At 38.6% G+C, this 14,515-nt stretch carries 13 protein-coding genes; 7 read left to right on the top strand and 6 right to left on the bottom strand.

Annotated elements, in window-relative coordinates; genetic code table 11:
- Positions 1-97 precede the first annotated feature (97 nt).
- Entirely contained in the window at positions 98-1,351 is a 1,254-nt protein-coding gene (locus LBE40_RS01400) for a CCA tRNA nucleotidyltransferase (protein ID WP_004859631.1), read from the top strand.
- A 325-nt stretch (positions 1,352-1,676) separates the two neighbouring features.
- Here LBE40_RS01400 and LBE40_RS01405 read toward each other — a convergent pair whose 3' ends face one another.
- Complete coding sequence (locus LBE40_RS01405; RefSeq protein WP_004859629.1) at positions 1,677-2,153, bottom strand: tRNA (cytidine(34)-2'-O)-methyltransferase; 477 nt, start codon at positions 2,151-2,153, stop codon at positions 1,677-1,679.
- A gap of 858 nt (positions 2,154-3,011) precedes the next feature.
- Here LBE40_RS01405 and petA point away from each other — a divergent pair.
- The 4 genes from petA to LBE40_RS01425 all read left to right on the top strand — a co-directional run bounded on the left by petA (position 3,012) and on the right by LBE40_RS01425 (position 6,243).
- Positions 3,012-3,560: a ubiquinol-cytochrome c reductase iron-sulfur subunit gene (gene petA, locus LBE40_RS01410; RefSeq protein ID WP_004859628.1), complete on the top strand. Its 549-nt coding sequence runs from the start codon at positions 3,012-3,014 to the stop codon at positions 3,558-3,560.
- A gap of 4 nt (positions 3,561-3,564) precedes the next feature.
- Positions 3,565-4,821 carry a cytochrome b gene (locus LBE40_RS01415; protein ID WP_004859626.1) on the top strand — a complete coding sequence of 419 codons (1,257 nt, stop codon included), beginning with the start codon at positions 3,565-3,567 and terminating at the stop codon, positions 4,819-4,821.
- Positions 4,815-5,693 (top strand): cytochrome c1, encoded by an 879-nt coding sequence (locus tag LBE40_RS01420; RefSeq protein WP_004859624.1) that lies wholly within the window; start codon positions 4,815-4,817, stop codon positions 5,691-5,693. Before LBE40_RS01415 ends, LBE40_RS01420 begins: the two co-directional genes overlap by 7 nt.
- A gap of 109 nt (positions 5,694-5,802) precedes the next feature.
- Positions 5,803-6,243, top strand: a complete 441-nt coding sequence (locus tag LBE40_RS01425) for a PRC-barrel domain-containing protein (RefSeq protein ID WP_004859622.1) — start codon at positions 5,803-5,805, stop codon at positions 6,241-6,243.
- A 692-nt stretch (positions 6,244-6,935) separates the two neighbouring features.
- Here the strand turns inward: LBE40_RS01425 and ychF are convergent.
- A complete protein-coding gene (gene ychF, locus LBE40_RS01430; protein WP_004859620.1) occupies positions 6,936-8,039 on the bottom strand; it encodes a redox-regulated ATPase YchF in 1,104 nt (367 codons plus the stop codon).
- A 260-nt stretch (positions 8,040-8,299) separates the two neighbouring features.
- Between ychF and LBE40_RS01435 the strand changes: the two genes are divergently transcribed.
- Entirely contained in the window at positions 8,300-9,049 is a 750-nt protein-coding gene (locus LBE40_RS01435) for a L,D-transpeptidase (protein ID WP_004859618.1), read from the top strand.
- Positions 9,050-9,172: 123 nt separating this feature from the next.
- Here LBE40_RS01435 and pth read toward each other — a convergent pair whose 3' ends face one another.
- Both pth and LBE40_RS01445 read right to left on the bottom strand, forming a co-directional pair.
- Positions 9,173-9,772, bottom strand: a complete 600-nt coding sequence (gene pth, locus LBE40_RS01440) for an aminoacyl-tRNA hydrolase (RefSeq protein WP_004859616.1) — start codon at positions 9,770-9,772, stop codon at positions 9,173-9,175.
- Positions 9,773-9,851: 79 nt separating this feature from the next.
- Positions 9,852-10,478, bottom strand: coding sequence for a 50S ribosomal protein L25/general stress protein Ctc (locus LBE40_RS01445; RefSeq protein WP_004859614.1), 627 nt, complete (start codon positions 10,476-10,478; stop codon positions 9,852-9,854).
- Between the two features lie 285 nt (positions 10,479-10,763).
- Here LBE40_RS01445 and LBE40_RS01450 point away from each other — a divergent pair, with 285 nt between their 5' ends.
- A complete protein-coding gene (locus LBE40_RS01450; protein WP_004859612.1) occupies positions 10,764-12,263 on the top strand; it encodes a helicase HerA domain-containing protein in 1,500 nt (499 codons plus the stop codon).
- Here LBE40_RS01450 and LBE40_RS01455 read toward each other — a convergent pair.
- The gene (locus tag LBE40_RS01455) at positions 12,260-13,192 is read right to left on the bottom strand and encodes a ribose-phosphate pyrophosphokinase (RefSeq protein ID WP_004859611.1); all 933 of its coding nucleotides are present in this window, start codon (positions 13,190-13,192) and stop codon (positions 12,260-12,262) included. The two genes, LBE40_RS01450 and LBE40_RS01455, sit on opposite strands and share 4 nt — an antisense overlap.
- Positions 13,193-13,664: 472 nt before the next feature.
- Positions 13,665-14,447, bottom strand: a complete 783-nt coding sequence (gene pgeF / locus LBE40_RS01460; protein ID WP_004859609.1) for a peptidoglycan editing factor PgeF — start codon at positions 14,445-14,447, stop codon at positions 13,665-13,667.
- Positions 14,448-14,515 lie beyond the last annotated feature (68 nt).

Raw genomic sequence — 14,515 nt, forward strand, 5'->3', positions numbered from 1 at the left:
CAAATAGATGTGTTGTATAAAGGATAGCTTAGAAATATTGTTCTTATGAAGATATCTGGTTAAGACAATGAGGACAATTTTTTGAAAGGTTTAAAGGGTGAGTATAAGACAAAGTTTTAAACAGGTTAAGTGGTTGCAGCATAGTGACGTCCAAACACTTCTTCGTATTTTGTCTTTGGAGGGTGAAGAGGCGCGTGTTGTGGGGGGGGCAGTGCGCAATCAGTTGTTAGGGCAGCCTATTAGTGATATTGATATTGCGACAACCTGTTTGCCACAACAGGTTATAGTGCGGGTAGAAGAAGCAGGATTTAAAGCTATTCCTACAGGCGTTGCGTTTGGTACAGTGACTGTGGTTTCTCAGTTATGTTCTTATGAAATAACAACACTTCGCTCTGATATTGAAACGGATGGTCGTCATGCAAAAGTGGCATTCGGTCGCGATTGGCAAAAAGATGCTGAACGGCGGGATTTTACGATTAATGCGCTTTATTGTGATGCTGTTGGGCAGCTTTATGATGATGTGGGAGGTTTGGATGACATTGCCAGCCGCACAGTACGTTTTATTGGTATTGCAGAAAATCGTATTCGCGAAGATTATTTACGTATTTTGCGTTTTTTTCGTTTTTTTGCTTGGTATGGAGCAGGAAGACCTGATGTGCAGGGGTTGAAAGCATGTGTTTATTTAAAAGATGGTCTGCAAAAACTTTCAGCTGAGCGTATTTGGGGAGAAATGAAAAAGCTTCTCGCTGCTTCAGATCCGACACGTGCTCTTTTATGGATGCGTCAAAGTGGAATTTTAACACGCATTCTCCCTGAAACAGAAAAATGGGGAATTGATGCAATCCATTCATTGGTGAAAGCAGAACAGGCTTTTGGTTGGAAGATCGATCCGTTGTTACGGCTGGAAAGTCTTCTTCCTCCTGACCCTGCACGTCTTCATGAAATGGCGCATCGCTTGCGTTTTTCTCATAAAGAAACAATGCGGTTAAAGGAATGGGCAGAGTTAAAAACAATTAGTCAAAATTGTTCAGATGGTGTTGTGCAAAAATTAATTTATTTTCATGGTCGTCAGCCGGTTTTAGATCAGTTATCTTTATCTGTGGCAGTAGCACATACTGATACTTTTGGGGGGAATGGGACTTCGCAAAAAGCAGGAGATTATATTAGACTTTACCAGCTTGCACAAAAATGGCAGATTCCGACGTTTCCTGTTAAAGGAGGGGATTTGATAAAAAAAGGTTTTTGTAAAGGAGTCCTTTTAGGAAAAAAGCTCAAAGAGCTAGAAGTGATATGGATTGAAAGCGGATTTTTAATGGATCGTCATGCATTATTAGAAAAAATTAATTTGTAATATGAATTTTTATAAAGACGCTTTCGTTATTTTTTAATATTAGGTTTGTTTGTAGTTGCTTGATTATTGATAGCGGAAATAGTGCAATGAAGGTTATACACACTCTGATTTTCATGTAGTTCTATGTAGTTTTCCCCTGATGATTTGTGAAGGTGTTTTGGAGGATTATACCAGAAGTATAATTGAAGATTATCAAATTTTAAGGGTATTGTAAGTCTTCGGAAAATATGGCGATTTCGTTTTTTTGAAAGCTATGGGATATGTACAATACACGAGGCGTTTTTATCAATCTATTGAATCCCTTAATGAGATTTTTGTATTTTCTTTATGAAGTTTCTCTTTTTTCATTATAACCAATTTGGCGAAGCGCTTCTCCTGTTGTTATAGCGACGCTCATTGCAAGATTGAGAGAACGTGCGTGTGGTTGCATGGGAATTTTCAGCGCATAATCAACGGCTTCATGAATATAATCAGGAACTCCGGCCGATTCACGACCAAAAAGTAAAACGTCGTTTTTCTGATAGCATACCTGCGTATAGCATGTTTTTGCCTTTGTACTTAAAAGTAAAAGACGGCGGTTAAAGTGTCTCATGGTTTTTATAAAATGTTGCCAATCAATGTGTCGCTCTAATGAGGCGTATTCAAGATAATCCAACCCTGCTCGTTTAAGGTTGCGATCTGACAGATTAAAGCCTGCGGGTTCAATAATGTGCACATATAAACCAAAACAAGCGCTAAGACGCAAAATCGTTCCAGTATTGCCAGCAATATCGGGTTGAAAAAGAGCAATGTGAAGTGTCATATTCTATGTAGTATGATTTTTCCTTCGTGTTTGTAAAGAAGCTCTGTATCTTACTTAAAAAAATATAATTGAGAAGCATGTGGTTTTTCTGTTTATCTGTTATTCACTTTAGATTTCAAGGAAAAACTATGCATCTAGATTTGTTATAAGATGAGCAAAGCATGAGCAGTGAAAGATGATTATGGTTAATGCGTTCCAATACAGATTTGGATGATTACAAAAATATGTCCTATCAAAGAATGTTCAGGTTTATTTTTCTCGCAACATTTTATTGCATAAGCTTGGTACTTATCAGTGTGAGAATTCGATTAACAATAAAGATAGTTCGTGGAGTCATACCAGTTATCAAATAAGCTTTTATTGTTTCTTTTATCAGTACCAACTACCGGATAAGCTTTATGATTTCGATGAGGTGATAAAGCAGATTAAACGCAGAATTTCGATATTGTTGGTAGAAGCAATAGCAGAATATTTAGTGAGTTAAAAATCAAAAGAGTTTTGAGGTTTCGCAGTAAATAGGTTAGCTATAGCAGGTAATATATCTGATAATATTTCTTTATAGAGCTTGAGGATGTTGAAGTTGCGTCTACGATTGGAACAAAAAAATTATAATTTCCAAATGTAGGATTTTAAAAATAAAAGAGTGTTGAAGATAGCAAATATGGTGGATGTTGGTGCTCAATTATTGGTCGAAATTGCGTTTAGTTAAGGAAAGACAAAAGAGGACAAATCATACAAATAGTAAAAAGTTTTTTAGAGATATTTTTATGGTTTAGGAGATTGAATGATCAGGGATTGTGTAATGGGGAAGGGTATGGTAAAAAATGTTTTAGGGGATAGGATCCTTTAGTTAAGGTAATGAGTGAGCAGACAAGACGCGATTTTCTGTTTTTGGTAACAAGTGTTACAGGGGCAGTTGGAATTGGTGCAGTTGTATGGCCTTTTATCTGTCAAATGCGCCCTGATGAGGCTGTTTTGGCATCTTCTTCTGTTGAGGTTGATCTTTCTGGTATTGAAGAGGGTATGTCGGTGACGGTCAGGTGGCGTGGACAGCCTGTTGTTATTCGCAACCGTACAGCGAAAGAAATTGCTGAATCTCGTGCTATCACATTGGATATTCTTAGAGATCGTCAGGCGCGTAACCCTAATCTTGAAGGTGAAGAAGAAGCGACGGATTTCGCGCGTTCTGCGGGCGAGGGGCGTGAGAATTGGCTTATTCTCATTAATCTTTGTACGCATTTAGGCTGTGTAACACTTGGACAATCAGGTAAATTTGGGGGGTGGTTGTGTCCATGTCATGGTGCTGTTTATGATACAGCTGGAAGAGTGCGCTCAGGGCCAGCACCCTATAATTTAGCCATTCCGCCTTATCAATTTCTTTCTGATACTTTGCTGAAAATAGGATAAAGTGATGACAAAATTTCCTTCTTATTTTCCTAAAAGTGCTCTTGCCCGTTGGTTTGATAAGCGCTTACCTCTTCCTCGACTTTTTTATAATGTATTTATCATTTTTCCTGTTCCACGTAATCTTAATTATTTTTATACATTTGGCGGTATTTTGACCGTTATGCTTTTATCACAGCTTTTAACCGGTATTGTATTAGCATTGCATTATGTGCCAGATATTCATTTAGCTTTTGAAACTGGTGAACGTTTTAGGCGTGAAGGGCAGTTTGGTTGGCTTTTTCGTCCATGGCATTGTGTAGGATCTTCGTTTTTTTTTATTGCTGTTTATATCCATTTAGCACGTAGCCTTTATTATGGTTCTTATAAAAATATGCGAGAAATGGTTTGGATCACGGGCATTTGCATTTATATCATCATGATGGCAATAGCATTTTTTGGTTATGTGCTGGTTTGGGGGATGATGTCTGTTTCAGCAGCTTCAGTAGTTGCAGGCCTTTTAAAAGCTATTCCTTTAGTGGGGATGTGGTTGCATGAAACATTTCTTGGTGGTTATAGCGTAGGACAACCAACCTTGAACCGTTTTTATGTTTTTCATTATTTATTGTCATTTGTTTTGCTTTTTCTTGTGGGGCTGCATATTTTTGCGCTCCACCAAGTTGGGCAGGGTAATCCAACCGGCCTTGCAATACAATCAGATAAGGAAACTATTCCTTTTGCGCCCTATGCGCTTATCAAGGATATTTTTGCTATTACTGTTTTTTTGATCTTTTTTGCTTGGTTTTTGTTTTATATGCCTGATTATATGGGACAGGCTGAAAATTATAGCGTTGCTGATCCTTTAAAGGCACCTCTTCGTGTGGTGCCGGAGTGGTATTTTTTGCCTTTTTATTCGATGCTGCGTGCTATAACGTTTAATATTGGTGCTCTTTCATCAACTTTTGTGGGTGTTGTTCTCTTAGCTGGTTCGGTTTTCGTTTTAATTTTTGTTCCATGGTTAGATCGCTCTAAAATATGTTCCGCAAGGTATCGACCTGTTTATAAAATTTTCTTTTGGGCGTTAATTGTCGATGTTATTTTTCTTGGTTGGCTTGGTTCACAAGAAATCAGTGACAGCACTCTTTTATGGACGCAATTGGCTACGGCGTATTATTTTATATTCTTTTTGATTATTTTACCGATTCTCCCTTCTTTTGAAAAGAGAGGTTCTTTTCCTTCTTCAATTACTGAAGATATGAAACAGAAAAAAAATATACTATGGTAAATGTTTTTATTGGATTGATTTTTATAACAGTGATGAGCTTTTCTTTTCACAGTGTTGCTGGTAATATCTCTGATACAAAGGAGGAGTTTATTTCTTTTCCTTTGCGCTCTCCTAAAAAACAGGAATGGAGCTTTTCAGGGCCATTCGGGGTTTATGATAAAGCGCAATTGCGGCGTGGGTTAAAAATTTATAAACAGGTTTGTTCTAGTTGCCATGGGCTAAAATATGTGGCTTTTCGCGATTTAAAGGCGCTTGGCTATGATCAGGAACAGATTAAGGCTTTTGCGGGGCAATATGAAGTGAGCGATGGTCCTAATCAAGAAGGGAAATTTTTTAAACGCGCAGATGCTGCAACAGACACTTTTCCTTCTCCCTTTACTAATGAAGAAGAAGCAAGGTTTATTCATAATGGCGCTTATCCTCCCGATTTATCACTGATGGCACGTGCACGTGCCATATCTTTGCCATTTCCTGCTTTGATTACTGATGTATTGACTCATTATAATACTGCTGGTCCAGATTATATTACGGCTCTTTTAACAGGATATCAGAAGGCACCAGAGAAAACAGAAATTGCTGATGGTTATTGGTATAATCCTTATTTTATTGCAAGCAATTCTTTAACTATGGCACCTCCTCTGAGGGATGGTGTTGTTTCCTATGAGGATGGAACTCCCGAAACAGTTGAACATTATGCGCGTGATGTTTCTGCTTTTTTGATGTGGGCTGCTGATCCCCACATGGAGATTCGTAAAAAAATTGGTTTTCGTGTTATTTTATTTCTTATCATTTTTGGAGTGCTTGTTTATATTTTAAAAGGCCGTATTTGGCAGGGTTTAGAGGAGGAGCTTGAAAAGAAAATAAAAGACTGAGAAGGAAAAAGGCTCGGAGGCTGGTCTTGAAAGAATATAGGGAACAAATCCGGTTATGATGCATTGAGACTTTGTCAAGTAAAAGCAAAGTAAAAACGGAGATGTTAAAATGAAAAAAATTGCCTACACTACTCTTCTGTCAGTTTTGATGGCTTCTAGTACTTATGCCCAGTCTTTCGCAGTACCTTCTAAACCTGAGATGATTTCTTCGACGGGTATGGTACAGGTGGGTTCCGATATGTCTGTGCGTTATGTTACACCTTTAGCAACTGATTTTGTTGCTTCAAGCCTTATTGGTGCAAATGTATACAATGTAGAAGATGAAAATATTGGTGAAGTAAAAGATATTATTCTGCGTGAAAATAACATTGCGGGATTTGTTATTGCAGTTGGTGGTTTCCTTGGTATAGGGGAGAGTTATGTGGTCGTTTCTCCAGAAACAATTCAGATGACAAATGATTATGGCAAGTGGAAACTTATTACGAATGCAACAAAAGATTCTTTAAAGGAAGCTCCTACATTTAAATATGAAGGTCATTGGGCACGATAATTTTGCGTTTCCATTTTCTATGGATAAAAAAGTTGCTACCATTTTATGTATGATAGCAACTTTTTTGCGTAGGGCCTTTTTGAAGATTTTACAAGAATTTTATGTAAGAAGCGGTTGTAGTTCTTTAAAGATTTTAATTTTTTTAGAAAAACCATTCTGGATGTTTCGTGCAGCTAAAAAATACCTCAAACAGGATTCTTAATAGATTTATAAGAGCGTTTGAAAATTCTATCTCTCATCTTTAAAAAGCTTTATAAAACAAGATGTTCTTTATATTGGATAACTTATTTATAAAGACAATTCATTGTTATGCACCTTGAGTGATAATCTTGAAGACAGGGATATTCTCTCATTTCGTCCTTTCTTTTGATGAATCAGAAAAATTATTCTCTTGTATTTCACAAGAGGAAATAACGTGTAGATAAAAACCGTTTAAGAAAGGAATAGAAATGCCTCACATGAATTATCTCAATGCAATAATAGTTGGCATCATTTGGAGTTTGCAAAGAAAATAATGATGCCAGCTTATACCTGTCACAGGTGGCACTGTGAAATAGGGCTAAGGGCAACGAGAGATATTTCTGCGTAAATGAATAATATAATAACGCGCCATTCTTCGTGAGGGGCATTCTCCATTAAAAAACGCTTTATTGTTTGCTTAATAAATGTAAAATATTAAGACGAAGTTGGTATTAGGTGTTATGTTTAAATAATATAATATCGCCGTCTTGCACAACGTATTCTTTGCCTTCATCGCGGGCTTTGCCTGCTTCTTTTGCGCCATTTTCTCCACCTAGAGAAATATAATCATCGTAGCTGATGGTTTGAGCACGAATAAAGCCACGTTCAAAATCTGAGTGAATTACGCCAGCTGCTTGGGGTGCTTTCGTGCCACGCGTAATTGTCCAAGCTCGTGTTTCTTTAGGACCACAGGTGAAATAAGTAATGAGGTTAAGCAAATGATAGCCAGCACGAATGAGGCGATTTAGACTCGGTTCGAGGAGTTCTAGGGCATTAAGATACTCTGAGGCTTCTGCATCATTAAGTTGAGTAATTTCAGCTTCGATGGAAGCTGAAATGATAATGCTTTGAGCGTTTTGCTCTGTTGCTATTTTCTCAACCGTTTGGGTAAAGCTATTTCCATGAGCGGCGTCATTTTCACTTACATTGCACACATAAAGTACAGGTTTGGAAGTTAAAAGATTTAAACTTTCAAGGATGCGGCGTTCATCGGAAGAGATATCTTTAAGTAATAACCGGACAGGACTTCCTTTCTGCAGCAAGTTTAATGCTGTTTCCATAACGGGAAGAATCGTTAGAGCTTCCTTATCTTTTCCGGTTGCACGTTTACGGATTTGTACGATCCTCCGCTCAAGACTTTCAAGATCCGCGAGCATGAGTTCCGTTTCAACAGTTGTGGCATCAGAAACGGGATCAATACGTCCTTCTACATGGGTAATATCTTCATCTTGAAAACAGCGTAAAACGTGGATAATGGCATCGACTTCGCGAATATTGGCTAAAAATTTATTGCCTAAACCTTCACCTTTTGAAGCGCCACGTACAAGTCCGGCAATATCAACGAAACTGATGCGTGTAGGAATGATTTCTTTTGAACCAGCGATAGAGGCAATTTTTTCCATTCGCAAATCTGGAACTGCGACTTCGCCCGTGTTGGGCTCGATTGTACAAAAAGGATAATTGGCAGCTTGTGCTGTTGCTGTTTTTGTTAATGCATTAAAAAGGGTTGATTTACCAACATTAGGTAATCCCACAATACCACATTTAAAACCCATGAATGTCTTCTTTTCTATTGATTTTATGGTCAAGATAAAACTTTTTAAAAATTTCTATAGCATATTTTGAGAAAAGTCATAGCCTCCTGTTGCTGTAGATAAAAAAAGTCTATGGCGATAAGCTAATCTGCTTTTTTTGCCATATTCTAAATACTCCCTATCTTATATCAGTAAGAGAATTCAGAATTAACGTTAACAATGTGCTAAGTTTTTCATAGTATGCAAACCTACATAAAAAATTAATTGGAGAAAATATAAGAGTGTTATCTCGTCGTGCCTTTTTAATTGCAGTACCTTTGGCTTTGGTTGGATGTGCTACGCGTCAGTCGGATATGTCGTTTGTTTCTTCTCAACAAGTTCGATACATCCCAGCAGAGATGCAGGCTTTGTACGGCCCTGTAACAAATGAGCCTTATTTATTGCCTGCTGTTGATCTTTCGACAATTGAGCCAAAATTTTGGCGTCAAAAAGTAATTTATTATACGTCTTATCCACCTGGTACATTGGTTATAGATACGCAGGAGCGTTTTCTTTACCTTATTGGTGAAAATGGGCAAGCTTTGCGTTACGGTATCGGGGTTGGTAAAGAAGGGTTGGCGTTTGAAGGTGAGGGGGTTGTGCAGCGCAAACGCCGATGGCCAAATTGGGCTCCTACAGCGGCAATGATGGCTCGAGAACCAGAACGTTATGGTCATTTGGGGAAAGGAATGCCACCGGGTCCTGATAATCCATTGGGGGCACGAGCACTTTATCTTTTCAAAAATGGACAAGATACACTTTTCCGCATTCACGGTTCACACGAGTCGTGGTCAATTGGCCATGCTATTTCAAGCGGGTGTATACGTTTGCTCAATCAAGATATTATTGATCTTTATGATCGTGTTCCCAATGGTTCGCGTGTAGTGGTGTTGCAAAATGGTGAGAGTAGATCTCGTGTTTTAAGTCAACAATCAAATGTTTACGATCCATTACAGTCAACAATCAATCCAAATTCAAGTGAAATTTTTTAATTCCAAGGAGGATAAGCTTATTTAGTGTTATTCGATCATTTTGGGCTTTCTGCTCAATGAGCTCTCTCAAAAAAGTGCTATGGGCAAGAATTGTACTAAGTAGTATTGATTATGTTTTATGCCCTAGCGAAATGGGTTGTTATTGTGAAGATCTTTGTTTTTCATTGCTTGTGAAATTTCGTTCATAAAGAGGACCTTGTCACCTTTTATGAGAGAAGCAATGCTTTTTGCGATTGCCTCTAAAAGAGGAGGGAGCCATTCTTGGTCAGATTTTGTAAAATTTCCTAAAACATGCTGATGAACAAGTTCTTTGGTTCCAGGATGCCCGATCCCTAATCGTACACGGCAGTAATCATTACCGCAATGGGCATCAATAGACTTTATACCATTATGTCCATTATTTCCTCCACCGATTTTTACACGTACTTTTCCCGGCGGTAAATCTAGCTCATCGCAAATGATGATCAAATTTTTCAAATCTAATTTATAAAATCGTAAGGCTTCACCAATAGCTTGGCCAGAAAGATTCATGAACGTGTGAGGTTTTATAAGAAAAGTTTTTTCACCATTTATGAGACCGTTGGCAATTTCGGCTTGAAATTTTTTTGACCATGGAGAAAAAGAAAAAGATTGGTAAATAGCATCAACAGCCATAAACCCGATATTATGGCGGTTATTTTTGTATTGTGAACCAGGATTGCCAAGGCCAGCAATAAGCCACATGTGCACCTTCAGTAAAGTGTGAGCGGTTAATAAATGTCTAAAAAGTTAAGGCGGGAATTTTCCCGCCTGCCAAAATTTATCAAGTTTCTTTGTTGTTCTCGTCATTTTCTTGTTCGGAAGGTTCATCACTGACATCCATGCCAGCAGGAGCTGCGATGGTTGCAATAGTAAAGTCTCGGTCTTGGATGACTGGAGTAACATCTTTTGGCAGTTGCACTGCTGAAATATGGATAGAATCACCAATAGAGTAGCTGGAGAGATCAATCTCAATTGCTTCAGGGATAGCATTTGCTGGAGCGATACATTCAATTTCGTGTCGAACAATATTGAGGACGCCTCCTTTTTTAAGTCCAGGAGCTGTGTCTTCATTGAGGAAGTGTACAGGAATATTCACTTCCACAACAGATTTTGCTGAAATACGCAGGAAATCTACATGTAAGGGAAAGTCACGCACGGGGTCCAATTGGTAATCTTTTGGTAAAACCGTAACTTTTTGTTTGCCAATTGCAATAGTTGCAACAGTGGTACGAAAACCACCGGCGTGAATTTTGTGGAAAATTTCTTTATAGGGAACTGCGATTGCCAAAGGAGGCTGTTTTTCACCATAAATGACAGCAGGAATGAGACCGTTGCGGCGAAGTTCACGGGAGGACCCCTTACCAACCCGCTCGCGTATCTCGGCCTTAAGAGTGTAGCTTTTGCTCATGATTTAAGTCCTTTTACATGATTGGAGATCCATCAAAAACCAACAACAGTTTTTGCATGAATATGAAGATATGCACTGCCAAGCAGCGATTGCTCCATTCTGCGTTGCCTCCAAGGGTGTCTACGCAGAAGTTTTTCTATAATTCAAACTATTCACAGATGCAAGAGTTGTGGGAAAAATCGATGATTTCTATCGTTTAGAGAGAGGAAATGTTACAAGCATAGTTTAGATGGAGAATAAATAACTTACTAGCTGATACATTCAAAATCAAATACTGGAGATGTTATGAAGGTTGAGATTGCCTTGGGTGAGATGGCAGAATGTCGTGCTTTGTGTAAATCTGTACCGGCTTTTGTTGATTTGGAAGAATTATTGGCGACGCGTCTTCTTGTGCAAGGCAATTCCGGTTCAGGAAAATCACATCTTCTTCGCCGCCTTCTTGAACAAAGCGCTTCATGGGTACAACATTGTGTGATTGATCCAGAGGGTGATTTTGTCACTTTAGCAGATAAATTTGGTCATGTTATTGTTGAGGCTCAATGCAGTGAACTAGAATTGACACGTATTGCTCAACGCATTCGTCAACATCGGGTTTCGGTGGTGTTCAATCTTGAAGGTTTGGATACTGAACAACAGATGCGCGCTGTGGGGGCTTTTCTTGGTGCATTGTTTGATGTGGAACGTGATTATTGGTATCCCATGCTCGTTGTTGTTGATGAAGCACAATTATTTGCTCCAGCTGCGGCAGGAGAAGTTTCTGATGAAGCGCGTAAAATTTCACTGAGTGCTATGACTAATCTTATGTGTCGAGGGCGCAAACGTGGTCTTGCGGGTGTCATTGCTACACAGCGTTTGGCTAAACTTGCCAAAAACGTAGCTGCTGAAGCCTCAAATTTTTTAATAGGGCGGACTTTTTTAGATATTGATATGGTGCGTGCTGCTGATCTTTTGGGAATGGAGCGTCGCCAAGCGGAAATGTTCAGAGACCTTGAGCGCGGTCATTTTATAGCTTTAGGCCCCGCTTTATCAAGGCGTTCCTTACCAATTATTATTGGTCCTGTTGAAACATTAGCACGTTCTTCTAGCCCAAAATTAATGCCGCTTCCAACAGAGCGGGTTGATGTAAAAGAGCTTGTTTTTACTGCTTCACCGGAGGAAATTTTAATTCCATTTAAACAATCACGAGAGTTGGTAAAAGAAAAATCAATTCATGAGATGTTAGAAGAGGCTGTGCATAAAAAACAAGAGTTATTAGAAGAAGAACCAAGCTTATTTCCTGAACTGTCTATTGTTGATCGTGATAACCAAGCAGAACGTGTTATTCGGGAAATTCTTGATGATCCCGAGGCTTCTTATCGTTCAACCGCGGTGCTTTATCAAGATTTTTTGGTTCGTTGCCGTATTCATGGTCACTCAGGAGATTTTTTAAACCTTTCGCAATTTCGGCGTAAATTAGCTATTGCTCAGGCTTGTGTTGACGAAAAAATCGCTATTAGTGAAAGCTGGAAACGCGTTTTAGATCTATCGGAAAGTTTGGAAGACGATGTCCAAGGTGTTTTTTTGAATGTAGCACAAGCCGCTTTGAGCGGACAACCATGCCCATCAGATGCATTTTTGGCACGTCTTTATGGAACCCATTCTTTAAGTCGTGCACGTCGACTTTTAACCTACTTTGAAGAGCGTGGACTTATTGTCATTCATACGCATTTGAGTGGTCAACGTATTATAGCTTTCCCTGAGCTTGGTGTAGAAACAGCACTAGGAGATCCCAAGGCACCAGTTTAACCAAATAAGCTTGAAACAGATTGTTCAGCTGCTGTTCTTGCAATTGCTTCTCCAATTAGGTCGGCAATTGGCAGAACACGAATATTATGTGCCTTTTCAATTACTTGTGTTGGCATAATTGAATCTGTAATAACCAATTCTTTCATTTCTGAATTGATAATGCGTTCTATAGCATTCCCAGAAAGAACACCGTGTGTGATGTAAGCGGTGACGCTATTGGCACCGTGTTTAAGGAGAGCACTTGCTGCATTGCATAGCGTTCCACCTGAATCAACAATATCATCGAGCAAAAGACAATCTTTTCCAGATACATCTCCAATGATATTCATAACCTCTGATTCACCAGCACGTTCACGACGTTTATCAACAATAGCTAGCAAACTGTTTAAGCGCTTGGCAAGTGAGCGCGCGCGTACCACTCCACCGACATCAGGTGAAACAACAATCACATTTTCAAGGGGGTAATGGATCTTGACATCGCGAGAAATAACAGGAACTGCATAGAGATTATCCGTTGGAATATCAAAAAAACCTTGAATTTGTCCTGCATGAAGATCCAATGTTAAAACACGATGGGCTCCTGCTTCAGTAATCAGATTGGCAACAAGTTTTGCTGAAATGGGGGTCCTTGGTCCAGGTTTACGGTCTTGGCGAGCGTAACCAAAATAGGGTATAACAGCTGTGATACGACGCGCTGAAGAACGGCGAAGAGCATCAATCATGATGAGCAATTCCATCAAATGATCGTTTGCAGGATAGGAGGTGGATTGCAAAACAAACACATCTTGTCCGCGGACATTTTCATGTAATTCTACGAAAATTTCTTGATCAGCAAAGCGCTTCACAGTTGCTTTACCTAAGGGGATGTTTAAATAACTTGTAACATCTTCAGCTAAACGTGGATTAGAATTTCCGCAGAAAAGTTTCATGGTAGAACCTCTGAATAATCACAGTAGAGTGCGACAACGCCTTTTAACTTCTTGTCACCAGATTGCAAGGAAACAATTACGAAAGCATTACAATTTTATCTATCATTATTAAAGAGGGATGCATTTTGTTTTTTCTTTTTCCAAGATTTTTGTTATTTTTAGAGCAAAGTTTTCTATTCATGGAGAAAAAGATACATATTGATTAAGCTTTTTTTACTTTCTTTATAAAAGAGTAGCTTCAATATGAGCGGTGTCTTATGTGTGAAATGGACTAAGGGAAGCCGCTGTTAAAAGAATTTCTCTTAAACTTAATCATCACAAATCCAATATTGAAAATAATAATAGCCAAAACATTCACATTTTGTACGTTAATGAATTATTAAAAAAAGCATAGTGTAAGAGGTCTTATTGTTTTATTTAAGTAGAAATTTTATTTTGCAGTTTTGGTCTTCTCTTTTGCAAAAAGATTTTATTATTTCAGCATAATAGCAGAAATTTGCCGTCCATAATCAGGTTCGTTGCGGTGTGTTGCACGACGATAGGAGAAAAAGTGCTGTTCATCTTGGTAGGTGCAAAGCTCCACACAAGAAGCATGAACTCCTGCTTCTTTTAGTTGATTCATAATGAATGCCCATAGGTTGAAGTGAAAGTGATTTACTTTATCTGTTTTTAAAAAATATTTTTGGAACTTATTCTGGCAATCAATAAATTGCTTGTAAAACTCGCTTGTTACTTCGTAGTGGCAAGGACCAATACAAGGTCCAAGGACTGCTGTTATTGATTGTCTTTTGGCTCCTTGTTCTTCCATAACAGAAATTGTTTTTTCTATAATTCCATTTAAGCTTCCTCGCCAGCCAGCATGTGCTGCAGCGATGACGCCTGCTTTGGGATCAGCAAACAGAACTGGTCCACAATCTGCTGTGAGAATGCCGATTATGAGTTCTGGCATGGTTGTAACAAGAGCATCAGCTTTAGGAGGCTCATCAACAAAAGCTTGATTAACCACTACAATTTCACAAGAATGTATTTGATTGACAGTGATTAAACTTTGTACTTCAACATCAAAATAATCAGCGATTAAAATGCGGTTTTGTGCAATATTTTTAGGGTGATCATTTGAACTTTGTCCAACATTAAGGCTTTGATAAAGGCTTTTAGAAACCCCACCTTGACGCGTAAAAAAACCATGCCTTATCCCATACGGGTGTAAAGCAGAAAGATCTTTTGCAAGGATGGGATGAAGCACAGGATTCATAAAAGTTCCTTATGTGGATGGTTATTTTTCAAGTGAGAATGGTGTGTGAGATGTTTATATTTGTCAAT

It is taken from the genome of Bartonella taylorii (genome assembly GCF_023920105.1).
GTDB classification, from domain to species: Bacteria; Pseudomonadota; Alphaproteobacteria; order Rhizobiales; family Rhizobiaceae; genus Bartonella; species Bartonella taylorii.